General features: G+C 60.7%; 17 protein-coding genes. 12 read left to right on the top strand and 5 right to left on the bottom strand.

Annotated elements, in window-relative coordinates; translation table 11 throughout:
- The first annotated feature begins 157 nt into the window (after positions 1-157).
- The 12 genes from F475_RS03940 to F475_RS03885 all read left to right on the top strand — a co-directional run bounded on the left by F475_RS03940 (position 158) and on the right by F475_RS03885 (position 16,011).
- Entirely contained in the window at positions 158-2,044 is a 1,887-nt protein-coding gene (locus tag F475_RS03940) for a 3-dehydroquinate synthase (RefSeq protein WP_111453179.1), read from the top strand.
- Complete coding sequence (locus F475_RS03935) at positions 2,041-2,931, top strand: UbiA family prenyltransferase (protein ID WP_064617529.1); 891 nt, start codon at positions 2,041-2,043, stop codon at positions 2,929-2,931. Before F475_RS03940 ends, F475_RS03935 begins: the two co-directional genes overlap by 4 nt.
- On the top strand, positions 2,928-3,701 hold the full coding sequence (locus tag F475_RS03930; RefSeq protein WP_019651673.1) for an EboA domain-containing protein: 774 nt from the start codon (positions 2,928-2,930) through the stop codon (positions 3,699-3,701). Before F475_RS03935 ends, F475_RS03930 begins: the two co-directional genes overlap by 4 nt.
- Before the next feature lie 36 nt (positions 3,702-3,737).
- On the top strand, positions 3,738-4,622 hold the full coding sequence (locus tag F475_RS03925; protein WP_111453178.1) for a TatD family hydrolase: 885 nt from the start codon (positions 3,738-3,740) through the stop codon (positions 4,620-4,622).
- Positions 4,619-5,851, top strand: coding sequence for a metabolite traffic protein EboE (gene eboE / locus F475_RS03920; RefSeq protein WP_111453177.1), 1,233 nt, complete (start codon positions 4,619-4,621; stop codon positions 5,849-5,851). The genes F475_RS03925 and eboE overlap by 4 nt, the downstream gene beginning before the upstream one ends.
- Positions 5,841-7,286: an alkaline phosphatase family protein gene (locus F475_RS03915; RefSeq protein ID WP_111453176.1), complete on the top strand. Its 1,446-nt coding sequence runs from the start codon at positions 5,841-5,843 to the stop codon at positions 7,284-7,286. Before eboE ends, F475_RS03915 begins: the two co-directional genes overlap by 11 nt.
- A complete protein-coding gene (locus F475_RS03910) occupies positions 7,265-8,404 on the top strand; it encodes a hypothetical protein (protein ID WP_019578685.1) in 1,140 nt (379 codons plus the stop codon). Before F475_RS03915 ends, F475_RS03910 begins: the two co-directional genes overlap by 22 nt.
- 12 nt (positions 8,405-8,416) lie before the next feature.
- Positions 8,417-10,801, top strand: coding sequence for a hypothetical protein (locus F475_RS03905; RefSeq protein ID WP_111453175.1), 2,385 nt, complete (start codon positions 8,417-8,419; stop codon positions 10,799-10,801).
- 61 nt (positions 10,802-10,862) lie between these two features.
- Positions 10,863-11,780: a hypothetical protein gene (locus tag F475_RS03900; protein WP_028940750.1), complete on the top strand. Its 918-nt coding sequence runs from the start codon at positions 10,863-10,865 to the stop codon at positions 11,778-11,780.
- 19 nt (positions 11,781-11,799) lie between these two features.
- The gene (locus F475_RS03895) at positions 11,800-13,110 is read left to right on the top strand and encodes a hypothetical protein (RefSeq protein ID WP_086945631.1); all 1,311 of its coding nucleotides are present in this window, start codon (positions 11,800-11,802) and stop codon (positions 13,108-13,110) included.
- A gap of 3 nt (positions 13,111-13,113) precedes the next feature.
- On the top strand, positions 13,114-14,922 hold the full coding sequence (locus F475_RS03890) for a hypothetical protein (RefSeq protein WP_111453174.1): 1,809 nt from the start codon (positions 13,114-13,116) through the stop codon (positions 14,920-14,922).
- A gap of 33 nt (positions 14,923-14,955) precedes the next feature.
- Positions 14,956-16,011: a hypothetical protein gene (locus tag F475_RS03885; RefSeq protein WP_111453173.1), complete on the top strand. Its 1,056-nt coding sequence runs from the start codon at positions 14,956-14,958 to the stop codon at positions 16,009-16,011.
- A gap of 60 nt (positions 16,012-16,071) precedes the next feature.
- On the opposite strand, the gene mgtA is transcribed toward F475_RS03885, so the two are convergent.
- From mgtA to F475_RS03860, 5 genes are all read right to left on the bottom strand, one after another.
- Positions 16,072-19,662 (bottom strand): magnesium-translocating P-type ATPase, encoded by a 3,591-nt coding sequence (gene mgtA, locus F475_RS03880; RefSeq protein WP_018928918.1) that lies wholly within the window; start codon positions 19,660-19,662, stop codon positions 16,072-16,074.
- A 237-nt stretch (positions 19,663-19,899) separates the two neighbouring features.
- Positions 19,900-20,985: a 2,3-butanediol dehydrogenase gene (locus F475_RS03875; protein WP_245220360.1), complete on the bottom strand. Its 1,086-nt coding sequence runs from the start codon at positions 20,983-20,985 to the stop codon at positions 19,900-19,902.
- 94 nt (positions 20,986-21,079) lie between these two features.
- Positions 21,080-22,192 carry an acetoin dehydrogenase dihydrolipoyllysine-residue acetyltransferase subunit gene (locus F475_RS03870; protein WP_111453172.1) on the bottom strand — a complete coding sequence of 371 codons (1,113 nt, stop codon included), beginning with the start codon at positions 22,190-22,192 and terminating at the stop codon, positions 21,080-21,082.
- A complete protein-coding gene (locus tag F475_RS03865) occupies positions 22,189-23,208 on the bottom strand; it encodes an alpha-ketoacid dehydrogenase subunit beta (RefSeq protein ID WP_018928915.1) in 1,020 nt (339 codons plus the stop codon). The genes F475_RS03870 and F475_RS03865 overlap by 4 nt, the downstream gene beginning before the upstream one ends.
- Before the next feature lie 33 nt (positions 23,209-23,241).
- Positions 23,242-24,219, bottom strand: a complete 978-nt coding sequence (locus F475_RS03860) for a thiamine pyrophosphate-dependent dehydrogenase E1 component subunit alpha (RefSeq protein WP_111453171.1) — start codon at positions 24,217-24,219, stop codon at positions 23,242-23,244.
- Positions 24,220-24,223 lie beyond the last annotated feature (4 nt).

The following is a 24,223-nucleotide window of genomic DNA, read 5'->3' as shown; positions in this document are numbered from 1 at the left end:
ACCACGACCGTCTAAGTTCAGAACTATCTCTACAGGCGTAACCAAACCGTACATAAACCAGCCCCTCAGGCGAGAGAATCTATTGATCTAAAACCAACCAGACGCTGCTTTTAATTACTGACACGGAATCAGTCATAAAAATAAAGAGGGATGCTTGATGAAGCGCAGCCATGGGTATCGTGCGTTCTCGCAACGGGGGCCTGCCGGTCATTTCTGGATTTCATTGCTTTGCTTCTCAGGCTTGGTGATCGCCAGCTTTCTGTTGTTCGAACAACAGATCCAGGACTTCCTGACCCATCTCAACTTGTACCAGCCTTCCACTCCCACCCAAAAACTCAACCTGGCCCTGCTGCTGATCGCCCTGCTCGCGCTGGACGTGGTGCTGCCGGTGCCTTCGAGCATGGTCGCGCTGCTGGCCGTGGCCATGCTCGGCGCTGTTGGCGGCTACCTGGTGATTTTCGTGGGGCTGTGCCTGGGGGCCGGACTGGGGTATGCGCTGGGGGCGGGCTATTTTCGGCTGCTGTCCGGCCGCCTGGGCCTGCATCAGCGCCAGCCGGGGCAACTGGCGTACAAGCTGGGCACGCTGTCGTTGATCTGCCTGCGCGGCGTGCCGGTATTGGCCGAAACCTCGGTGGTGGCCGCCGGAATGCAACGTTATCCGCTGCCCGCGTTCGTGTTAGTGACCACCCTGGCCAATGCCGGTCTGGCACTGGCCTACAGCGCCATCGGCATCTACCTCGTCGAGCAGAACGCGCTGCTGGTGACCCTCCTCGCCAGCATGGTGTTGCCCGGGCTGTTTATCGCCGGGTACAGCCTGTTCAAAACCTTGCGCAAGCAAAACGCCGAGCAATCCCTGCACGGGCGTTTCGAGGTCCGTTACGACTACCCGGTGGTGTTCACCGATCACCTGTTCGAGCCGTCCAATCCGTGTCTACACCGCCAGCTCACCGCACGACTCACCCCACAGCACCGGGGCCCGGTGACGGTGCTGGTGTTCGCCGATGAACAACTGCTGCAAAGCGCCCCGCACCTGCTGGAACAGATCGACGCCTACTTTGCCGCCCATGCGGCGGACCTGCATTTGCAGGCCGCGCCGATTGCAGTGCCGGCCGGCGAACTGAGCAAGGACTCACAGGTGTTGCAGCAGCTTTACACCGACATGCTGCAGCATGGGCTGGACCGGCATTGCTATGTGCTGGCCCTGGGCGGCGGTGCGGTGCTGGATGCGGTGGGCTACGCCTGCGCCACCTTCCACCGTGGCATTCGCCTGATCCGCATCCCGAGCACCGTGCTGGCGCAGAACGACGCGGGCATCGGAGTGAAAAACGGCATCAATGCCTTCGGCCAGAAGAACCTGCTGGGCGCCTTCTACCCCGCCACCGCGGTAATCAACGACTTCCAGCTGCTGACCAGCCTGACCCGCCGCGACCAGATCGCCGGGCTGGCCGAGGCGGTAAAAGTGGCGCTGATCAAAGACCAGGCCTTCTTCCAATGGATGGAACAACAGGCCGACGCCCTCGCCCACTTCGATCACTCGGCCAGCCGCTATGCCATTCGCCGCTGCGCCGAACTGCACCTGGCGCACATCACCGGTGCCGGCGACCCCTTCGAGCGCGGTAACGGACGGCCACTGGATTATGGGCATTGGGCCGCGCACAAACTGGAAAACCTCAGCCAGCACCGACTGCGCCATGGTGAAGCCGTAGCGGTGGGCATGGCCCTGGATGGGCTCTATGCCAATGCCCTGGGGTTGTTGAGCGATGCCGACACCGAACGGCTGCTGAACCTGTTGCTCAAGCTCGGCTTCAGCCTGAGCCCGCCGGAACTGACCTTGAAAGATGCACAGGGACGCTCGCTGGTTCTGCTCGGTCTGGAGGAATTCCGCCAGCACCTGGGCGGGCAACTCTCCATCCCCATGCTCAGCCGGATCGGCGAGTCGGTGGACCTGCACGAGATCGATGCCGCGCGGATGGAACAGGCGCTGCAACGGCTGTCGACCCGCATCGATCCGGCGCTCACCCTCAGCGAGGGCTGCGCGCAATGAGCCAGACACCACTGAACCTGAAAACCTGGATGACCCTCGGCCGGGTATCCAACCTGCCCACCGTGTGGACCAACACCTTGGCCGCCGCCCTGCTCGCCAGCAGCGCCGGTGCCCTGGCGCCGCCGTCGTCGCTGGTGTGGATCCTGCTGTTGGCTGCGCTGTCGTTGCTGTATTTGGCCGGCATGTTATTGAACGACCTGCTGGACGCCGACTGGGACCAACAGCACCACAACCCCCGCCCGATCACGTTGGGCCTGGTCAGCCGCCAGCAAGTGGGGCTGGCTACTGCGCTGTTGCTGATACTGGCTGCGGCCTCGGTACTGGGCCTGAGCCGGTTGATCGATCAACCGCACTGGTTGCTGGGAAGCGCCACCCTGCTGGTGGGCTGCATCCTCGGCTACAACGTGCTGCACAAGAAATACGCCCACAGCGTCTGGCTGATGGGCGCCTGCCGCTCGGCCCTCTACCTGACGGCGGCGGCCAGCCTGGCGGTGCCGCCGGAGCCGATCTGGCTGTGCGCCATGTTGCTTGGCGTCTACATCAGCGGCCTGACCTACCTGGCTCGTCAGGAACACAACAACCAGTTGCTCAGCCGCCTGCCGCTACTGCTGATGTTGAGCCCGCTGGCGCTGGCGATCTATTCCGACAACGTCTGGTTCTGGCCGGTGCTACTGCTCTGGCTTGGCTGGCTGGGCTGGCATTACTGGCACCACTTGGCCAACCCGCAGCAACGGCAAGTCCGTGCCTTTATCGGCGCTGGCCTGGCGGCTCTGCCACTGTTTGATGCCCTGGTGCTGGCTGTGGCCAACCAGCCGCTGGGCAGCCTGTTATGCGTTCTAGTGTTTTTCCTGCTTCCACACTTCCAGCGCTGGATCAAACCGACATGAACATGGACGTCACTGCATCGCCATCGGCGGCTCTCGAAATACGCCACGACTGCCTCGCCGAACAACACCAGGCCCTCACCCAACAGCTCGATGACACCGAGCTGCAGTGGTGGCGCCAGGCCCAGGAGCAGCTTGCCCAACGCCCGGACGGCAATACCGCGGCGCTGTTGAGCAGCCAGTGCAAGCGCAACCTCAAGGAGCAATCGCTGCCCCACAGTCCCGACTGGAGCAGTGTCCAACTGGCGCGGGCATTGTTGCTGGCTCAGGTCCTGGAGCAACAGCCCCTCGCCGGGCAACTGCCGTTACTGCGCCAACTGTTCCTGTGGGGCGACGATCAAGAAAAAATCGCCACCCTGAAGGCCCTCGACTGGCTCGACAGCCGTGGGCTCTGTGTGGAGCTGGCGCTGCAGGCCGGGCGTACCAGTAACAGCCAGGTGTTCGCCGCCCTCGCGCTCGACACCCTTTACCCATCGCGCCATTACAGCGAACGGGCCTTCCATCAATTGGTGCTGAAGGCGCTGGGCATGGGGCTCGATATACGACGCCTGATCGGCCTGACCCAACGACACAGCGTCACCCTCAACCAGCTGGCCCTCGACCTGCTGGACGAACAGCTCGCCGCCGAACGAACGGTGTCCGCCGGGCTGCCCCGAGTGATTGCCTTCGACCTGCTCAGCCCGGCGCAACACCAGCGCCTGGCCGGCCTGAGTCAGCAGCAACGCTTGCCGCCTGAGTGGCATGAGTACTTGGCCGGCACCTCACAGAACTGACACTCAACGACTCCTTTTCCTTGACGAGGATTTACCATGCTCAAGTACTTCGACCCGCATATTCATATGGTCAGCCGCACCACCGATGACTACCAGAACATGGCCGCCGCCGGCATCACCGGGGTGATCGAACCGGCCTTCTGGCAGGGTCAGGCCAGGACCAGCGTCGGCAGTTTCATCGACTATTTCGACACTCTGTTGGGCTGGGAGCGCTTTCGCGCCAGCATGTTCGGCATTCATCATTTCTGCACCATCGGCCTCAACCCCAAGGAGGCCAATGACCTGTCGGTGGCCAATGAAGTGCTGGAGATTCTGCCGCGCTACCTGGTGAAAGACGGCGTCGTGGCGGTCGGCGAAATCGGTTACGACGACATCACCCCGGAGGAAGATCGCTTCCTCGCCGCTCAGCTGGAGCTGGCCAGACAATTCAATTTGCCGGTGCTGGTGCACACCCCGCACCGCGACAAGATCGGTGGCACCAAACGCACCCTGGCAGTGATTCGCGAAGTCGGGATTGCCGAGCACCTGGTGATCATCGACCACCTCAACGAACTGACCCTGCCGCTGGTGCTGGACAGCGACTGCTGGCGCGGCCATTCGATCTACCCCAACACCAAGATGTCGGAACAGCGCATGGTCGCCCTGTTGCAGGAGTACGGCACCGAGAAAATGGTGGTCAACAGCGCCGCCGACTGGGGCATCAGCGACCCGCTCAAGGTGCCGAAAACGGGTGAAGCGATGCTGGCTGCCGGCTTCAGCGAAAGCCAGGTCGAACAGGTGCTGTTCCACAACCCCGTGGACTTTTTTGCCCAAAGCGGCCAACTGGACAAGTCCCTGGTCAGCACCCCGCTGCCCATCGACCAGCGTCGGCAGTGGCAGGACAACTCTGCCCTGCGTGGCCAGGAACCGGTGATCAAATGAGTGCCGGCACGGGTTGGGCTGCCGCGCAGGTCGGTTATTGCAGCAATGTGCACCCGACCCGTGACCTGGCGGGGCTACGGTCATCCATCGAATGGCATTTCCGGGGTGTGCGTACCCTGCGCGGCCTGAACGAGCAAGACAGTGGGCTGTGGATCAGCGCCCTCGCCGCAGCCGAACTACAGCAGGCGTCAGCTCGCGCGGACTTCCTCAGCCTGCTGCAACGCAGCGGGCTGCGGCTGACTTCACTTAACGGCTTTCCCTATGGCCAATTTCATCAAGGCGCGGTGAAAGCCGACGTCTATTTGCCCAACTGGACTGATCCGAAACGGCTGGCGTACAGCCTGAATCTGGCCCGAATCCTGGCGCACGCCCTGCCGTCGGATTGCCCCCAAGGCGTGATTTCCACCGTACCGCTGGGCTATGCCGCCGACTGGAACCCGCGGCGACAGCAGCGTGCCGAACATCTGCTGCGCCAACTCACGGCTTCACTGGCCAGGCTGCATCGGGAGACGGGCAAGAAGATCGTGTTCTGCCTGGAGATGGAGCCGGACTGCGTGCTGGAAAACACCGACCAGGCCATCGCCTTCTTCCACCGCTACCAAGCCAGCGACCCGCACCATGACTATCTGGCGCTGTGTTTTGATGTCTGCCACCAGGCCGTGGTTTTCGAACACTGCTATCAGTCGCTGGAAAAGCTGCGCCAGGCCCGGGTGCCTGTCGGCAAGATCCAGCTGTCCAACGCGCTGATTTGTCGCCTGCCCGCTGAAGACCACAACCGGCGCGAACACGTGCTCAAGACCTTGAGCGACTTCGCCGAAACCACCTACCTGCATCAAGTCAAAGCCCGCGATGCACAGGCGCGGTTATCGGGCTGGGCCGACCTGCCCGCCGCCCTCGACGATTGCGCCAACAACCTGGGGCAATACCCCGAACTGCGGATTCATTTCCACATTCCGCTGTTCAGCGAACACTTGCTGCTGCCTGAGCTCAGCGGCAGCCAGATCGCCCTGTCGCAGACTTTCGACTATCTCGCAGACCATGGGGATTTTCGTCCCGTGCTGGAAGTGGAAACCTACAGCTGGGGCGTGCTGCCCGCGCAACTGCGGCCCGACACCGAGCACGCCCAACTGCAGGGGATCGCCGCGGAACTGCACTGGGTCGAAGAGCAACTGCGCCAACGCCAATTGCTGCAATCCCAAACGCGGGAGGCGTACGCCGATGCCCTCTGAAAATCCGCGCCAAGCGCTGCTGCTGATCAACGTGGTCGGGCTGACCCCGGCGCTGCTGGGGCCGGCGACACCGCACATCAATGCCCTGTTGAAAACGGCGAAAATGGCCAGCCTGCAACCCGTGTTTCCGGCGGTCACTTCTACAGTGCAGGCCTCGATCCTCACCGGCGCGTCGCCGTCGGAACACGGCATCGTGGGCAATGGCTGGTATTTTCGCGACCAGGCCGAAGTGCGTTTCTGGCTGCAACCCAACGCACTGATCCAGGGAGAAAAGGTCTGGCAGGCGCTCAAGCGTGAGCTCCCCGGGTTCCGCTGCAGCCAGTTGTTCTGGTGGTACAACATGTATGCGGACGTGGATGCGGCCATCACCCCACGCCCGCACTACCCGGCCGATGGCCGCAAGATGTTCGGCCTGTATTCGTCACCGGCCTCGTTGCATGAGCGTATCGAGCAGCAGATCGGTGAATTTCCGTTTCCGGGTTTCTGGGGTCCGGCGGCCGGCATCGCATCGAGCCGCTGGATCGTCGACTGCGCCATCGCCGAATTCCAGCTCGATCGACCGGACCTGCAGTTGGTCTACCTGCCGCATCTCGACTATTGCCTGCAGCGACTGGGCCCTGATCATCCGTCGATTGCCGACGAGGTGCGGGCCATCGACAGTGAAGTAGGTCGCCTGCTGGCCTTTGCCCAGGGGCAAGGCGCGGCGGTGATGCTGTTGTCCGAGTACGGGATCGAAGCGGTACAGCAATCCATATCGATTAACCGGCTGTTGCGCTCGGAAGGCTTGTTGCAGGTGCGCCAATCGCTGACCTGGGAGTTGCTCGACCCTGGCGCCAGCGCGGCCTTTGCCGTGGCCGATCATCAGGTCGCGCACATCTACGTGAAGCAGGCGCACGACATCCCTCGCGTCAAGGCGTTGTTGCAGCGCCAGCCCGGCATCGAGCAGGTGCTGGATAAAACCGAACAACGGGCCTGGCAACTGGATCATCCGCGCAGCGGCGAGCTGGTGACCGTGGCCGCGCCGGGTTACTGGTTCGATTACTACTACTGGCTCGACGATCGCAAGGCACCCGACTTTGCCCGCACCGTGGACATCCATCGCAAGCCCGGCTACGACCCACTGGAACTGTTCATCGACCCGGCCATTCGCTTCCCGAAATTGAAAGTGGCGCGCCGCCTGCTGCAGAAGAAGCTCGGCTTTCGCTACTACATGGACCTGATTCCGCTGGACACCCGCCTGGTCCGTGGCAGCCATGGTCGCCTGCCCGACAGCGAGAACACCGGCCCGCTGCTCATCACCAATTGCGATCTGCCGTTGCCCCAGCGCCTTGCGGCCACGGCAGTGAAGCAACTGCTCCTGGAACACTTCCTGGGGCATTCACACACCGACCCGGCCAATGCCAAGGAGCTTCCATGCGGCGAGCCATTTCTATAACAGTTCTGAGTGCCTTGGCCGGTTTGGCTCAGGCACAGGACACCAACAACTTCAACTGCAGCAACTTCCTGCAATTTGGAATCAGTGCCGACCAGACCCGTACGGCGTTCAACAAGCACCCCGAGACCATGGCCTGGAACTGGTTCGTCTGCCTGAACCAGCCCGACGCCCAGGGTTACAACCGCGTGTGGGAGTCGTTCAAGCCTTCCGACCAGGTCTACCTGGCCAATGGCGTCAACCCTGGCTCGTATGACAGCCGCATGAAGCCGCCGGACGAGGTGCTCAAGCAAGCCAAGGCCCTGGGGCTGGACGCGAACCGTCTGCTGCACAACCTCAATGCCACGCAGCAGGTCGACGGGATGAGCCTGGAAATGGGCGGTACCGTCGTGCCTGAGGCACAGCGAGGCCAAGTCGTGCGCTTTCAACTGCTGATGTCCCAGGACACTTATAACTACATCGTCAAGAACAATGTCTACAACGTAGATGGCCAGGAGGCCCTGACGAGCAACCTGAACTTTCCCGCCACGGCCTGGGAATTGAAAGCCGCCTGGCTGTGGATCGGCGCGGACATGGACTACAAGAAGAAGCTGGAGAACGACGGCTACTACACCGCCCAGGCCTATTACCAGCAGGGCACCGACTACAGGGTCGGCTATGCGGCGTTGAGTGGCTTGCATGTGGTCAACAAACTGGACTCCAGCTGGGTCTGGACCACCTTCGAGAACGTCAACAACAGAAAGTACACCGTGACCAAGGGCCACCCGCCCCGGCCGATGACAAACAGCACCGGACCGACATCGGATGCCATACCGGTCAATACGCAGTTCCAGGCCAACAACCCGACGCTGTCGAAATACGAGTTGATCGGCGTGGAATATCAACCCAAGACCCAGGTGCTGGCGAACTCGCAGCTGGAATCGGCGTTCCAGGACACCTCATCCTGCCTGGCCTGCCACGGCACCGCCGCCTACTCGAAGACCGACGGTTACTTCAATTTCGCCATCCCGACCCAGGGCGGTCTCACCTACCCCACTACACCGCTGCCGGACAAAGACTTCAACGGCTACAAAAAACTGGATTTTGTCTGGTCGCTGAAACGCGCCCAGTGGAAACGCTAAGGAGAGCACGACATGAGCGTATTGAATTTTCCCCGCATCTACCTCAACGGCCAGATGTTCTGGAACCCGCCAACAGCCAACAACAACGACATGTTCCCGCTGTATGACGCGGTGAACACGGACATCAACTGGTCGTTCATGACGCACTTCGGCATCGACCGGAACAATGCTCCCGACACCCTGATGCCATGGGCCATCTCGACGCAGTACATGGCTGGCATGCCGACCTATGTACAGCAGGTGCCAAACAATATCAATCCGAAGCATGACCCGTACATGCCCGCCGAATGGGATCTGTTTGGCGACAACGGTTGCGGCCTGGTGAACTACGGGAAAACCAAGTCGACCGTTATCGGCGGCGAAGTGCAGCCCAATAGCTACATCGATAAGGATGCACTGATCGGCGCGCAATACCACTTGCTCGGCAGCCCCCTGGGCAGCAATACCCCGACCGCGGCGCGCTTCGTGGATATCAGCCCATGGCAGAACACCTTCACGGCGCTGTACTTCGACAAACTGGTGTTAGGGGACGCGAACTGCGGCCTGACCCTCAACCGCAAGTACCGGATGATGGACCGTTTCCTGAACTTCAGTTGGGGAGCCCTGGGTGGCCTGGTGAACGTCAGCACCACCTGGCAGACCTGCTTCCCCAAGGAGAATCTGGAATGGGCGCTCGGCAACTCGTCCCTGCTGGCCAACCTGAAGCAGCAGATGGAGCAGCAAGGGGCACAGGGCCTGATGTTCCGCTTTTGCGTCTACCTGACCTGCTATGACAAGAACGGGATATTCAACGATTACCCACAGCGCCTCGACACCCGTTCCAACAACCCGAACGTCATGGCGAAAGTGCGTGACCTCTACAGAAAGGGCTTGGACAACGTCAACGAGATTTTCTTCAATCCTGCCTACAGCCGCACCTCGGCGGTCCTGGGGCTGTGGTTCGCCGGTGAATACCCCACCGCGCCCGCCGGAAGGCGACTGGTGGCCAATAAGGCGGTGTCGATGAGCCAGCTGTATTCCCAGGAGACACAACAAGTCAAGTTGGGGGTGATTTCGGCACAGATCAACGACTACACCCTGTCACTTGACCTGGGCAATACCTTTCCGAGCTATCCCGTGGATGCCACGGCTGATATCCCCGTCCCGGAAAAATTCAATGCCGGTACCTACCATTTGGGTGCCGAGAAGGATGGAACATTCAAGCCGGCGGTCATCTTGAACTTCGCGGACTATCGGCAGTCGGCCTTCAACCAGCGCTCGGGTATCCTCGATGTTCCCCTCGATGACTATACCAAGGGTGTATTGGAATCCGGTCCCCTGATTCTACGTCGGTTGGGCCTGTACAGCGCTCCCCAGACCGTCGCCGCCACCCAGCAGACATGGACCGCCGAGGTGATCGAAAGCGGCAGCTTCATCGACGTCGGCGACTACAAGAAGCTGACCATCATGGTGCAGAACAATGGCCAGCCGGCCGCCAACACGACACTGTGGGTGGCCGAGTACAACAACCCCTACATGGTGACCAGCAGCGACTACTACCTGGCATTCAGCAACGCCGCCGACTTCACGCTGTTCTACGACAACCCGGCGGACCGCAGCAAGAACACGGCCGGTCTGCCGCAGTTCACCGACGCACCCTCGGTCGGCCTCTACCGCAGCACTGGCAGCGGCCGCCGACTGACGGACCTGCAGGACGTGCCTGAACCTTCTGGAACCCCAGTCGGTTATCAAGAGTTCCTCACTGTTTCCGGTAAACCGGTCGCGGTGAACCTGCGCCCCTGCCTGACCCTGGACAAGCCCATCGGTCGCACCGGTACGCTGAACGACGAGAAGGGCAACTCCGTCAATTACACCTATGCCGTCATCACCACCAACGCCCAAGGTATCGCTCAGATAGGCTGCAAGGCAGTCGCGCCAGGCTTCCCCACCCTGCGCTTCTTCGTGAAGGAAGGCGATAAGGATCCGACCATCCCCTTCAGCTTCCCGCTCTCCGAGGCCTACGTCGACTTCCTTGCCCCGCTGCGGGTCCTGCCGCTGGACATGAAGTTGCAACAGGACTTCATCGACACCTGGAACGGCATGTGCACCTCCACGCAAGCTCCGGAAGAAATATGGAACACGTTCATCTTTCCAAAGGTGCTGCAGTCGTTCTATTACCTCTACCCCATCATGAACAAGTACATGCCCCTTGATTCACGCACGCGGGTGGAGGGCGCCGTCGACCAGTTACTCATATTGATCAACAAGGACAACCAGGACGAAAGCACCCTGGCCATGCCGATCACCCGAGACCTGTCGCAAAGCCGCCGCGCCGTGCTGCAGCTGTGGGCCAAACGCCTGGTGAAACTCAACTTCCCACCCAGGAAACTCTCCATGAGCGACTACAACGACCTTTGACGTTTCACGCCGGATTACCGGGTGGCGAGTCCGCCACCCGGCACTTCACAGGAGGTGTCCCATGAAAATCATCTTGGACCGGTTGTTGCTGCTGATCCTGCTGCTCAGCCCGCCTGTTTTCGCCCAGGACAGCGAGGCCATCTACTTCAGCATGGGGGTGCACAACAACCTGGGGTGTAACGAAAAGAACGGCAACTGCATCGCCAAGCGTTCCGTGGGCGAGCCTTCCGATCCGTTTTTCCCGGCCTACTGGATCAGCGACTGGACCATGTACCGGGTGATGCACAACTACGAGAAAAACCCGCCGCCCTACAGCAATCCACCCACCACCCTGACCCCGGCGGACTACACCGTCTCTCGCGGCACCAGTTACTACGACACCGCCTACATCCCGCCGGATGGCGACGGCTTCGGCGCGATGATGGAACACTACGAGAAATACTGCCTGCCGATCTTCCCGATCAAGAACAACAACTACACCTGCTCCTTCGTGTCGCTGGGCAACAAGGCCTACTTCCTGACCTATCCCCAGGACCGTCCCAAGGACATGCCGGCCTGCTGCATGTTCTCGCCGATGAACCACCCACCACGGCAGGATTTCATCAAGCACCTGCCCTACAGTGCCGCGCGCAGCCAGAACCTCAATGGCAGCGTGCAAGCCTATGCCCTGGATGTCGACTCGCCACAAGGCCCGATCCTGTTCGGCTACGCCTTCTACAAGAACGTCACGGGACAACCGCCCTACCGGCATCCGCAATCGTTCTATTTCTCCGGTGATGCCAGCGTCGCCAACGCCCCCATCGTCAGCCAGAACTACACCAACTTCCGCATCGCCAAACCGGACCCGGCCCAGACCTGGGCGCAAGTGGCCGCCATGTGCCCGGCGAATCCGCCGCCCTGCCAATTGTTCGAGCCACCGGCGTCACAGAGCAACGGCCAAAAGGCGCAGTGGAACAAGCTCATGCAACGCAAACCCTGAATAACGACGAAGGATCGCCATGAAAACCACATTCCGTTTCTGCGTGATGTTAGTGGGCCTGGCCAGTCTGCCGGCCTTGATCCTGGAGCAGGCCCTGGCCCGAGAACAGGCCATGCCGTCGACGCAGGCCAGTAACCTGAGTTGCCAACCCCCCAGCACCGCGCCGGTCGCCACCGCCAGTCAGGACCAGTTCGATCAATACAGCTGGCAGATGTTCATCGCTTTGAACTGGCCCGCACAGGATGGGCAACGAGGTGATCCCGACTGCGCCAAACAGCTTGGGGATCCCGGCTACACCGTTTGGCAAACCTACAAGACCGTGGAGGAAATCTTTCTGCCGAGGGGTGCCAATCCTGGCCCGTGGAATACCCCGCAGACCGCCAAAAGCCTGGGCATCATCAACATCGCCGCGCTGAAGAACAGCACCCAGGTGAATGCCGTCGACCAGGCCGTCGGCGGCTGGCTGATCGACCAGGCAGGTAACCCGACCTACTACGACATCTCGGCCAACGAGACGTCCTACGACTACATCGTCAACAACAACTTCTATAACGCCGACGTCGTTTCCAAAGCCAATAACATCAACTTCCCCAACGGGGTCATCGAGGTCAAGTCGAGCTGGCGCATCCTCACCCCCAACGACAATGCCAGCCACTACCTGACCATGCTGGCGCGCGTAGCCACGTTCAACGACCAGGGCCAGCGCAGCGGTGTCACCGAGGCCTACCTGGGCCTGGTGGGCCTGCACATCATCACCAAGGTCAATGGCTACCCACAGTGGATCTGGTCGACCTTCGAGCAGATCGACAACGTTCCGCCCAAGGAGCTGGTGCACGGTCAGTGGGTCGATCAGCCGACACCCGGCACAACCTACTCCTACTTCAACCCCACCGCGCCCCTCGTCAGCCTCAACCAGTCACCCTGCGACTGGCAGACTCAGGGCGGACAACTGGTCTGCGTGCCCAAACCCGGCACCACGTTCCAGACCCCAAACCCACTGAACCGGGTCACCCCGATTGCCGAGATCACCAACGGGGTAAACACCAATTACCGCACCAACCCGGACGTGCAAAAAAGCGTGTTGAAGTACTACCAGCTCATCACCACCCAGCGCCCGCTGATGCCGGACAACCCCAGCAACCCATTGGGCCAGCCGACCCCGTCGCTCTCGGCCAACGTCACCATGGAGAGCTACATCCAGCCCAACAGCAGCTGCATGAATTGCCACTCCATGGCGACACCGGTCAAAAGTCCCTACAAGGCCGATTTCTCCTACATGTTCAAATTCGCCAACGCGCCTGTCGGCAAAACCACCAAGGACGAGGAATAGATCATGAGCATTCTCAATGGACCACGCCTGAATTTCTGGGGCGGCATCCGCACGGACGTCAGCCTGCCAAACAACTCCCCCACCATTCCTTACGACGGCAATGAGGAATGGCCGCTCTTCGACCTGACCACCTCGACCCTGGCGCCGACTGCTCAGTCTTATACCGACGATCAGCTGAACAACATGATCAACGCGCCCGACGGCGACTACTACACCGCTGGCGGCTGGAATCACTATGGGCAGCATGTCGTCGACATGCAGAACGCCTTGATTAGTTCCCAGGGTAGTCCGGGCAGTATCAGCACCACCAGCGACATGGTGGGCCAGCCGGTTTATCTGCTCGGCTCGGTGGATCCGGTGACCGGACAAGGCCCCGTCTCCGGCCCGATGATGGTGGACCTGGACCCGACCTCCTCAACGACCACCCAGATATTCGTCGGCGGCCTGCAGATTGGTGGTAACAGCGACATCCAGTTGCTGATCCGCAGTAATACCGTGTGCAGCAGTTTCGACGTGGCGGGACGTGTGCTGTTGCCCGCGAAAATGGATGCGCCGGGATCTTTCCACGCCAGCGGTACGTTTCAACTGACCTTCCCTTTGAGCAGCATCGTCAGCTGGAACCAGAACAGCAGTGGCCTGCGCTCGATCATCCAGGCGCCGGGTGCGACCGGCATTGTCCTGCGTTTCGTCATGTTCGAAATGTGCCCCACGATGACCACGGAACAACTGGACGCCGATTATGCCGCCGGCCGATACACCCCCAACCCGAGCATCGGCAGGGTCATCGGTACGCTGGCCCCGGCCTTCGCCGACGAGCCGCTGAACTGCCAGCCGGGCCGGCAACTGGTCAACCAGAGTACGGGGAATGCCGGCTATGCCGACCTGGGCGGCAACGGTTACCTGAGCATCGACATGGTGAACGTCATTCCGAAGCAAACCTTCAGGGCCGTCAGGGACGATATCACCAGCCCTATCGGACCGAACGCGAACTACGGCCCCGTCACCATCACCGCAGGCACCACTGAACTGGCCACCCTGGACCCGACCAACCGCTTTCTATTCGACTACTACGTGTATGGCGGCATCGTCGACCTGCCCCTGACCGCCAACCAGCTACAGGCAGTGCAGACCGCCGCCCTGGCGATCAACGCGCCCGGCAAGGTCGCCGGTACCACGTTGCAAGCCACCGAATCGACCTATCGGGTGTATGCCGATCAGCGCAACGTGTATCTGGAGGACTACCCCAATGGCCTGTCAATCACCTTGCAGGTCAGGTACTTGGGCGGTCCGGTCCCCAAAGCCACCGAAATCGACCTGCAGGCTGCTGCTCCTGCTGTTTACGATGAACCGCAATACTGGGATTTCCTCGATTTTCCTGCATCGCTGACCGTTAACCCTGGCCAGCTCGCGATCAGTTTCCCGGTCACCGTCAAAGCGGGTTCTGCCGCCCAGGCGGGTTTTGTCGCCTTGACCTGCACAGCCAATGGCCTTCCAAGCAGTGGCTACTTCACCAGCTTTCGCAAATACGCACAGACCGACTTCGGCATCCCCGCGGGCACCCACATCACCTGGGAGCTGATGTACCCGAACGTCCTACGCTTTCACTACCTGGCCTTCCCCGCCATGTCGCGCTACATCCCGCTCAATCAGCCCGACGCGGTCATGGGCGCCAAGAACCCCATCCTCGCCCGAACTTCGGATGCGTACAAAGGCACCACGCTGTTCATGCCTGTGGTGCGCTCGATGTCGCCCTGCCAGCGGGCGCTGCTCCGGGCTTATCTCACCGGTGAACCGTGGCAACCGCCGCAGTAACCGCATCCATCCGTTATTCATGGAGAGAGCCCTATGCCCATTCCCATTAATATCCCTGCGCGGCCCAGCGAAACCCTGTGCCCGAGCACCATCATCGCCGAAGGCCTGCTGAACCCTCGGGGCATTTGCGTGCAGGCCGATGGCAGCCTGCTGTTGACCGAAGCCGGCTCGGGCCTGCCGGAACAGCCCTTCAGCGGTCGTATCAGTCGACTGCGACCGGATCCGCACAAGCCCGGCGCCTATCTGCCCGGCGAGATACTGGCGCAAGGTTTTCGCGCCATGAACATGCAGGCCCGCATGCTGCGCGATGAAATCATGGGGCTGTCGGACATCGCCTGCGGTGACGGGCGCTGTCTGGTCAGCCAGACCGATTACGTCGAGGGTTCCAAACTGCTGGACCTGCAATTCACACCGCCCGAACCGGTGTTTCACAGCCGTGGCAATCTGAATGCGCTGTGTTACCACCCGACCCGCCGCAGTTGGCTGGCGGTCAAGCCCGATACCAATCAGTTGGTGGAATTCACCAGCGGACAGGACGAACGCGTGCTGGTCCAGTTGCCCGAACTGGATCAGGGCCAGGAAGCCGTCCCGGTGACCCTGGTGTACGAACCGGCGACCGACGCAGTGCTGATCAGTCTGTTTTCCGGAGAGTTGCAGGGCGACCCGACGCGCAAGGGCATCGACTTCGCCGAGAAGGCCGGCCAGGTGATTCGGGTCTGGCCTGACAGTGGGCAAGTCGAGCTCCTGATTCGCGGCCTGCAACTGCCCACCGGACTGGCGCTGTGTCCGAAGGGCAACGTGCTGGTGCTGGAACTCTGCGATCGCCTGCAGCAACCCTTGCCACCCGACTGGAACGGCGAACCGCTGCATGGCGGCTTTACCCGTTTTACCGGGCGACTGCTGAGCTGCAACTTGCATACCGCCCAGGTCGCCGTGCTCGCCCGCGACCTGGATACCCCTTCCAACCTGTGTCTGCTGGAGGATGCGGTACTGGTGAGCGAAGGCATGGGTTTGACCGGCCGGCCACTGCCCATGCCAGACAACACCGTCGTCCCGTTGAGCGGCAGGCTGCGGCGGGTGCAGCTCTGAAAAGGTGGGCCACACGTTGCCTGAACATTACCTGCCCCGAATTTGGCAGGAATGTTCAGGTCACGCATGACGATGGGATAACCGATGACGCTGCAATCGTTGATGACGATAGAAAACGTGCTTCACGCATTCGGCTGACACCATGTACAACAGGCTGATCGTCAACACCATCCCCAGAATGTGGAACGGCAGAGGCACCAACCCGAACCAGGATGCTGCCGGACTGTAAGGTAACCCGATTGCCAGCAGGCCAATGCCCAGCGCACTGATCATCAGCAGTTTCGCCGGGCGGCTTCGATAAAACGGCTTGTAGGTCCGCACAATAAATATTGTCAGCAGTTGGGTCAGCAGCGATTCGATGAACCAGCCACTGCGAAATACCTCGGGCACCATCTCCGCCAGCAGGTACAGGGCAATGAACGTCAGCATGTCGAAGAACGAGCTCACCAGCCCGAATACCACCATGAAGTTACGGATCTCGGTGATGTTCCAGCGGTGAGGTGTCTTTTCCCACTCGCGATCCACGTTGTCGTTGGCAATCCCCATGGCTGGGATGTCGGACAGGAAGTTGTTGAGCAAGATTTGTTTGGCCAACAACGGCAGGAATGGCAACGCCAAAGAAGCAAGTGCCATGCTGATCATATTGCCAAAGTTGGCGCTGGAAACGATGGAGATGTACTTGAGGGTGTTGGCAAAGGTATGCCGGCCCTCTTCGATGCCCTCGCGCAGTACATCCAGATTGTGCTCCAGCAGCACGAAGTCGGCGGCCTGCTTGGCCACATCGCTGGCGTTGTCCACGGAGATCCCGATATCGGCAACCTGCAGCGCCGGCGCATCATTAATGCCATCGCCCATGTATCCCACGGCATGTCCGGTCTTCTGCAGGGCTCGGATGATGCGTTCCTTCTGATTGGGATCGACCTCGGCGAACAGTGTCGTCAGCGGAGCCAGATGCATCAGCGCTTCGTCTTTCATCTGCGACAGTTCAGAGCCGGTAATGATTCGCGCCACTGGCAGGCCTACCGCCGCGGCGACATGGCGGGCGACCAGATGGCTGTCGCCACTAATGATCTTCACTTGCACGCCGAGCTTGTCGAGCGTGGCTATGATGTTTCTGACCCCAGGCTCCGGAGGATCGAAAAACAACAGAAAGCCGCGAAACGTCATTTCTTTTTCGTCGTCCCGACCATAGTGCGGCTGATCCGGCAACGTGCGGCTGGCCAGGCCCAAGACTCGAAAGCCCTGCTCACTCCAGTCGGCGAAACGCTGAGCGATCGCCGCAAGTTCACTGTCATTCAGCGCTGATACCCGTTCACCTCGTTGCAGGTGAGTGCAAACCTGGAGCACATTGTCCAGCGCCCCCTTGGTGATCATCAGCGTGCCGACCTCGGGTGCATTGGCCACTACCACGCTGAGGCGCTTGCGGATGAAGTCATAAGGGACTTCATCGCGTTTGATGACATCGGCGCACGAAACCTTGTCTTTGCCTGCCAGGGTGATGGCATCGTCCATAGCGTTGCGCATACCGGTTTGCAGACTTGAATTGAACACGGCCAGCTGCAAGACGTGCGGGTTGGCGACCCCGTCAACATCCATGGCACCGTCCAGCACCACGACACCCCGGGTCAGCGTACCGGTCTTGTCGGTACACAGGATGTCCATTGCGCCCAGGTTTTCGATGGCATTGAGGTGACGCACAATGACTCCTTTGGCAGCCATGCGTTGGGCACCTTTGGCCAGTGTGATACTGAGGATCGCCGGCAGCAGTTCTGGCGATAGCCCGATGGACAAGGCAATGGCGAACAAGAGTGTGTCGAGGGTCGGACGATGCAGCAGAATGTTGATGCCGAAGACCACGATTGTAATCACCAGCATCACCCGCAGCAGCAAGCCACCGAAATGACGCAAGCCACGCTCGAATTCCGTTTCGGGTGGTCGTAGCGACAAGGTCTTGGCGATGTGGCCGATTTCACTTTCTTCGGCATAGCGCGTCACGAGCACCTCGGCAGTACCGCTGCGAACCGAAGTGCCCATGAACACACAATTATGGCGCTGTCCCAAAGTCGCGTCGGGCGCACAATCACCTGGCAGCTTCTCCACCGGAAAGGTTTCCCCGGTCAACAGGCTTTCACTGATAAAGCAATTGAGGGCCTGTAGGACGCGGCCGTCAGCGGCGATCAGGCTACCGGCGCTAAGCAGCAAAATGTCACCCGGCACAACTTGATCCGCGGCAACATCGAGGGTCTTGCCCTCCCGACGTACCGTTGCCTGCAAGGCAATCTTGCTACGCAGTTGTTCCACCGCCGTGCTTGCACGATTTTCATACCAGGCGCTGAGTACCGCGCTGATCAACACGATGCACCAGACGATCGCGGCGTCCAGCCAATCTCCCACCACCAGCGCCACCAGCGCGCCGGCAATCAGAATCAGCACCAGTGGTGTACGCATTTGCTCGATCACCAATTTTGCCAAACCCTGTGGCCGGCCCTTGGCCTGAACCCGGGCACTGCGCATTCGTGCTTTGGCCTGCACACTGCTCAGCCCCGTTTCGGCGCTGTGCAATGTGCTGAACAACTGACTGATCGGCGGGCTCCAATAATCAGCGTTCGTGTAAAGCGCTGTTGCTTTAGGGGTGGCATGCCATTCGCGATGGGCCAGCCAAAGACCCGGCAACATTGGCAACCAGAAGGTCAGGCCGCGAAACAGCAGGGTGGCGGAAAGCGCCACCGCAATGTTCACGCCGATCCAGTGCAACGTCACGACAGCCGCCGCTTCGAAAGCGCCGAGACCACCCGGAACAATGCCGATACTGCGTAACACGCTGGCCAGCATGAATCCGGCAAATAGACCCAACGGTGGTGCCGATACGCCCAATGCACGTACCAATACCCACAACGTTGCGCTGTCCAGCAGGATGATCACCAACTCCAGTAAGGTAATGCGCCAGAGCAAGGCGCGGTTGCGTATCAACTGCTTGTCTGCCCCGGTGAGCAACAAAATTCCTTTGTTGATCATGGAGAAACGTTGTCCCGGCACATGGGTCGCCAGATGGGAGTTGCCCGCCAGTCTTGGCGTCAATACCGCCAACGCCAGGCTTACTGCAACAAACACCAGGCATGTGGTCGTGATCGCAGCCGTCGCATGCCCTTGAAATATCACCACTGGCAATGCCACGCCCACCGAGAGCACATAGGCCAGGAAGTACCCGGACAAATCCAACACCAGGCACGCCAGAACCACCGGTTTTGCGAATCCCATGCGCACGAAGGACGCGACGACCGCGAATGCCCCACTGATTCCGGAAGACGGCAAGGCTTGATCGACGAACAGCTTCATCAGGCTGAGTTTGCCCGCCTCCCACAGTGAAAGGTTCTGCGCCCCGGCTTTGAGCACCACACGAAAAATCTGTCCCTGCGCCATATAGGTCAAGGCTTGAAGACCGAGTGCACCGACGAGCCATATGGGTTCTGCTTGAGCCAACAGCTGCGCCAGGGATTCGACATCGGTCAGCCGCAGCGCGACGCCAATAACCGTCGCGAGCATCGCGGCGCCCAGCAGCCAGGTGATCCAGAGCGTAGAGCGACGGTAATGCTGCGCCTCCTCGAGCGCAGGCGCATTGGTGCAATCTGGAATGGGTGCTTTAACAGACATGCCATGCCCCTGAGCAATCCAGCAGATCGCTTGATTCTGGGCCGGTGTTTATGAAGTTGTTTGATCCATGTCAATCACACTGGCCCGAACGGACTCAGTCCGAGTTCTCTGTATCGCTGGGAACATTGTGCAGCTGCTCGCAAGAAGCAGCGTTGGCCTGAAGCGATCCTTGCAATGATATCCACGGAAATCAAAGCAAGGGTTCGCAGAAGTGTTTTTATACAGGCCGGGCCCGCGTCAATCGCGCTGTAAGGTGCCTCGGATTCGAGCGGGTGACACGATGATTTTCACGTTGTGCTCCTTGTTGTTAACCAATTGCTCAAAGCCCTGCCCGACAATCTGTTCCAGCTGAATACGCCCGGTTATCAGCGGCGTGATGTCCAGCCGACCGTCGGCGATAAAGGCGATCACGTCTGCGAACTCCCCGTTATAGGCGAGTGCACCCAGCACCTGTTTTTCGGTGGCGACCAGCTCGAAGAAATTGAACTCGCTGGGCTCCTCGAAGATGCCCACCAATACACACGTGCCGGCCTTGCGGATGAGGTCGATGGCGAGCTTGGCCGTGTGTTTGTTGCCGATGCATTCGAAACTGACATCCGCCCCCAGCCCGCCGGTCAGCCGCCGCACCTCAGCCAACGCGTCACACTCATTGGGGTCCAGCACCTGACTCGCCCCCACCTCCAGGGCCTTGGCCTTGCGCGCTCCCGACATTTCCAGAGCAATGACCTGGGCCGCGCCAGCCGCCTTGGCGCACATGATGGTGCACAGGCCGATGGTTCCCGCGCCAACCACCACCACATTTTTCCCCAGCAAACTCCCGGCCTTTTTCACCGCGTGCATGCCCACTGCCAGCGGTTCGATCAACGCCCCGGCTTCGGCGGGAAAGTTGGCCGGCAACTTGTAAAGCAGGTTGGCCGGTACGTTGACCAACTCGGCGAACGCGCCATTGTTCATCAGCCCGGTGAACGCCAGGTTCTCGCAAATGTTGTACAGCCCATGGGTGCAGTAATAACAAGTGCCACAGTGCTGACAGGCATCGGCTGCCACCGGTTCGCCCACACTGAACCCCTGGACCCCGGCGCCGATTTCGACGATCTCGCCACAGAACTCATGACCGAGAATGCACTGCCCCTTGATGCCGGTCAGCGGGTGCGGCGCATCCACCGGAATGAACACTGGCCCGGCCACGTATTCATGCAAGTCGGAGCCGCAAATACCGCACCATTGCACGCGAATCTGCACCCAGCCCGCCGGTGGCGAGACGGGCAACGGCACATCTTCGACGCGGATATCGTGACGACCATGCCAGACAGCGGCACGCATGCTGCGGGTCGGATCAATTGGAAGGCTCATGTTGGAATCTCCTTGAAATCGTTGGCCTTGGCGCCCGGCAAATGGCCGGCCGCCAAGGGAGGCATCAGTGTTGTTGGACAAAGTCCAGAATCAGCCGATTGACCTGCTCGGCCGCTTCCATCTGCACCATGTGCGCCTGACCCGGCAGGATTTCGACCTGAGCAGCCAGGCCAGCGCTGTGGGTCGCAGGAATGATCGCGTCGTCACTGCCCCAGATCAGCAACACCGGTTGCCGGTTTTCTTGCACCACGCCGCGCAGATCGAGTTGTTGCCGCCCTTCTTTGAACAGCCCCGCAACCAGCAGGCGCAGGGCCGCATCCACCCCTTCCAGACGCTTGTACTTGAGCATGTCTTCGAGCATCTGCCGATTGACCAGTTCGGGGTCGGAGAACAGTTTCACCAATTGTGGCTTGAGGGCATTGCGGCTGGCTGCCTCGACAAAACCTTGCAGGTAATCGCCGTTGATTTCCGCACCCAGGCCGGCGCTGCCGATCAAGCTCAGGGAACGCACCCGCTGGGGAGCCAGGCGCGCCGTGTTCAGCGACACCGCCCCGCCCATGGAATGCCCCACCAGATGCGCCACGGGAACATCCAGATGATCGAGCAGAGCCAGCAGCACCCCGCTCAACTCATCCAGAGTTCCGTGCTCCAACTGTTTGCCCGACTCGCCATGGCCCGGCAGATCCAGAGCAATCACCCGGCGCCCGGCGGCCAATGCTTCATGATTGAACATCCAGTTATTCAGGTCACCGCCGAACCCGTGCACCAGCACCAACGGCACCCCGCCTTCGCCGCGCTCGAAGTAACGGATCAGTCGCCCGTCCAGTTCGACCTTCTGCGGCTTCGGCCCACTGTCTTCCTCGGCACCGTCACCTGGCACGAACGCGGCCTGGAACTGCTCGATCACCGCATCGATCTCGGCCTCACTGGCTTCGCCGTCAACCACGATGCCGAGCAATGCGCCGACCGCGAGGGTTTCATCCTGGCGCGCGATCTGCCGGCGCAGCACACCGGAAAACGGCGCTTCGACACTGCTGGAAATTTTGTCGGTTTCTACGTCGAGCACTTCATCGCCCTTGGCGATCGCCTGGCCCTCCTCCTTGAGCCAGACATCGACCCGGCCTTCGGTCATGGACAAGCCCCACTTGGGCATGGTCAGGGTATGGATCTGGCTCATGAACGCTTGCTCCACTCGATCAGTTTGAGCACGGCGTTTTCGATCTTCGCCGCGTCGGGGATATAGAGGTCTTCCAGAGAGTCGGAGAACGGCACCGGTGTGTGCGGCGCGGTGACCATCTCGATGGGCGCCTTGAGCGAGGCGAACGCTTTTTGCGCCACCAGGGCCGAGATGTCGGTGGCCATGGAACAGCGCGGGTTGGCTTCGTCGATCACCACCAGGCGCCCGGTCTTTTCCACGCTTTCCAGAATGCTGTCTTCGTCCAGCGGGCTGGTGGTGCGCAGGTCGATGACCTCGCAGTCAATGCCTCGCCCTGCCAGGCTGCGGGCTGCATCCATCGCCGTATTGACCGTGCGCCCATAGGAAACCAGAGTCACGTCCTTGCCGTCGCGCAGGAAGTTGGCCTCGCCGAACGGGATGGTATAGAGCTCTTCCGGCACCTCGCCCTGCATGCTGTAGAGCAGTTTGTGTTCGCAGAAGATGACCGGATCGTTGTCGCGGATGGCCTGGATCAACAGGCCCTTGGCGTCATAAGGGGATGACGGGCAGACAACTTTCAGGCCGGGGATGTGGGTCCACAGCGACGTGAGCATTTGCGAGTGTTGGGCGGCGGCCCGCAGGCCCGCGCCGACCATGGTGCGAATCACCAACGGGGTGGAAGCCTTGCCCCCGAACATGTAGCGAAACTTGGCCGCCTGATTGAGGATCTGGTCCAGGCAGCAACCGGCGAAGTCGACGAACATCAACTCACACACCGGGCGCACGCCGCAGGTTGCTGCGCCTACCGCGGCACCGACATACCCCAACTCCGACAGCGGCGTGTCCAGCACGCGGCCGGGAAATTGGTGGTAGAGGCCCTTGGTCACGCCCAATACCCCGCCCCAGGCGTCGTTTTCACCGGGAGCACCGGCACCGCCGGCGACGTCTTCCCCCATGATGAACACGCTGGGGTCGCGACGCATTTCCTGGGCCAGGGCTTCGTTGATTGCCTGCTGATAACTGATTTTTCTCGCCATGATAAAGGTCTCGATTCTTGTTATAGGGGGCGTTCAGGGATAGGAAACGTAGACGTCGGTGAGCAGGTCGGCGGCGCTTGGCTTGGGGTCGGACTTGGCCTTGCGCACGGCATTTTCGATCAACAGGTCCACTTCGCCATCGATCTGGTCCAACTGGCTGGCATCGATCAAACCGGTCCGGGTGGTGCGCTCGCGAAACTGCATCAAGCAGTCGTTGTGTTCGCGGAAATACTTGACCTCGTCCGGTGCCCGATAGGTCTGGGCGTCGCCTTCAAAGTGACCGTAGTAGCGGGTCAACTTGACCTCGATCAACGACGGTCCTTCACCGGCTCGGGCGCGCGCCACCGCGGCACCGGCGGCTTCGTGAACGGCGAAAAAATCGAAGCCGTCGACGGTGACCCCAGGCATGCCGAAACCGGCTGCGCGGTCGGCGATGTGATCGCAGGCCACTGACCAGTTGGACGCCGTGGCCTCGGCGTAACCGTTGTTCTCGGCAATGAACAGGCACGGCAGGTTCCACACCGAGGCCATGTTCATCGCTTCGAACACGGCCCCTTCGTTGGAACCGCCGTCGCCGAAGAACGCGACGGCGACGCCATCGGTCCCCTTGAGCTTGGCGGCCAGGGCCGCCCCTACCACCAGCGGTGCACCGGCACCGACGATGCCATTGGCGCCGAGCATGCCTTTCTCGAAATCGGCGATGTGCATGGAGCCGCCCTTGCCCTGACAGACTCCGGTTTTCTTACCGTAGATTTCGGCCATCATCCCGTGCACATCAACGCCCTTGGCGATGCAATGACCGTGGCCACGGTGGTTGGAGGCGATGCAGTCGTCATCCCTCAGGTGAGCCATGACACCGGCGGCCGAGGCCTCTTCACCGGCATAAAGATGGACGAAACCGGGAATCTCGCCGGTGGCGAACTCCACGTGCAGGCGCTCTTCAAAGACGCGGATGGTGCGCATCACCCGATAGGCATGCAGCAATTGATCAGCAGTCAGCTGTGTCGACATTTTT

This window comes from Pseudomonas sp. URMO17WK12:I6, from assembly GCF_003253625.1.
Taxonomy (GTDB): Bacteria; Pseudomonadota; Gammaproteobacteria; order Pseudomonadales; family Pseudomonadaceae; genus Aquipseudomonas.
This window is presented reverse-complemented; position numbering and strand designations above follow the sequence as displayed.

Excerpts from the sequence above, each read along its gene's own strand:
- mgtA (WP_018928918.1), bottom strand. The coding sequence starts at position 19,662 with ATGTCTGTTAAAGCACCCATTCCAGATTGCACCAATGCGCCTGCGCTC.
- eboE (WP_111453177.1), top strand. The coding sequence starts at position 4,619 with ATGAGTGCCGGCACGGGTTGGGCTGCCGCGCAGGTCGGTTATTGCAGC.
- F475_RS03870 (WP_111453172.1), bottom strand. The coding sequence starts at position 22,192 with ATGAGCCAGATCCATACCCTGACCATGCCCAAGTGGGGCTTGTCCATG.
- F475_RS03910 (WP_019578685.1), top strand. The coding sequence starts at position 7,265 with ATGCGGCGAGCCATTTCTATAACAGTTCTGAGTGCCTTGGCCGGTTTG.
- F475_RS03915 (WP_111453176.1), top strand. The coding sequence starts at position 5,841 with ATGCCCTCTGAAAATCCGCGCCAAGCGCTGCTGCTGATCAACGTGGTC.
- F475_RS03900 (WP_028940750.1), top strand. The coding sequence starts at position 10,863 with ATGAAAATCATCTTGGACCGGTTGTTGCTGCTGATCCTGCTGCTCAGC.
- F475_RS03865 (WP_018928915.1), bottom strand. The coding sequence starts at position 23,208 with ATGGCGAGAAAAATCAGTTATCAGCAGGCAATCAACGAAGCCCTGGCC.
- F475_RS03875 (WP_245220360.1), bottom strand. The coding sequence starts at position 20,985 with ATGCGTGCCGCTGTCTGGCATGGTCGTCACGATATCCGCGTCGAAGAT.
- F475_RS03925 (WP_111453178.1), top strand. The coding sequence starts at position 3,738 with ATGCTCAAGTACTTCGACCCGCATATTCATATGGTCAGCCGCACCACC.
- F475_RS03895 (WP_086945631.1), top strand. The coding sequence starts at position 11,800 with ATGAAAACCACATTCCGTTTCTGCGTGATGTTAGTGGGCCTGGCCAGT.
- F475_RS03935 (WP_064617529.1), top strand. The coding sequence starts at position 2,041 with ATGAGCCAGACACCACTGAACCTGAAAACCTGGATGACCCTCGGCCGG.
- F475_RS03905 (WP_111453175.1), top strand. The coding sequence starts at position 8,417 with ATGAGCGTATTGAATTTTCCCCGCATCTACCTCAACGGCCAGATGTTC.
- F475_RS03885 (WP_111453173.1), top strand. The coding sequence starts at position 14,956 with ATGCCCATTCCCATTAATATCCCTGCGCGGCCCAGCGAAACCCTGTGC.
- F475_RS03890 (WP_111453174.1), top strand. The coding sequence starts at position 13,114 with ATGAGCATTCTCAATGGACCACGCCTGAATTTCTGGGGCGGCATCCGC.
- F475_RS03860 (WP_111453171.1), bottom strand. The coding sequence starts at position 24,219 with ATGTCGACACAGCTGACTGCTGATCAATTGCTGCATGCCTATCGGGTG.
- F475_RS03940 (WP_111453179.1), top strand. The coding sequence starts at position 158 with ATGAAGCGCAGCCATGGGTATCGTGCGTTCTCGCAACGGGGGCCTGCC.
- F475_RS03930 (WP_019651673.1), top strand. The coding sequence starts at position 2,928 with ATGAACATGGACGTCACTGCATCGCCATCGGCGGCTCTCGAAATACGC.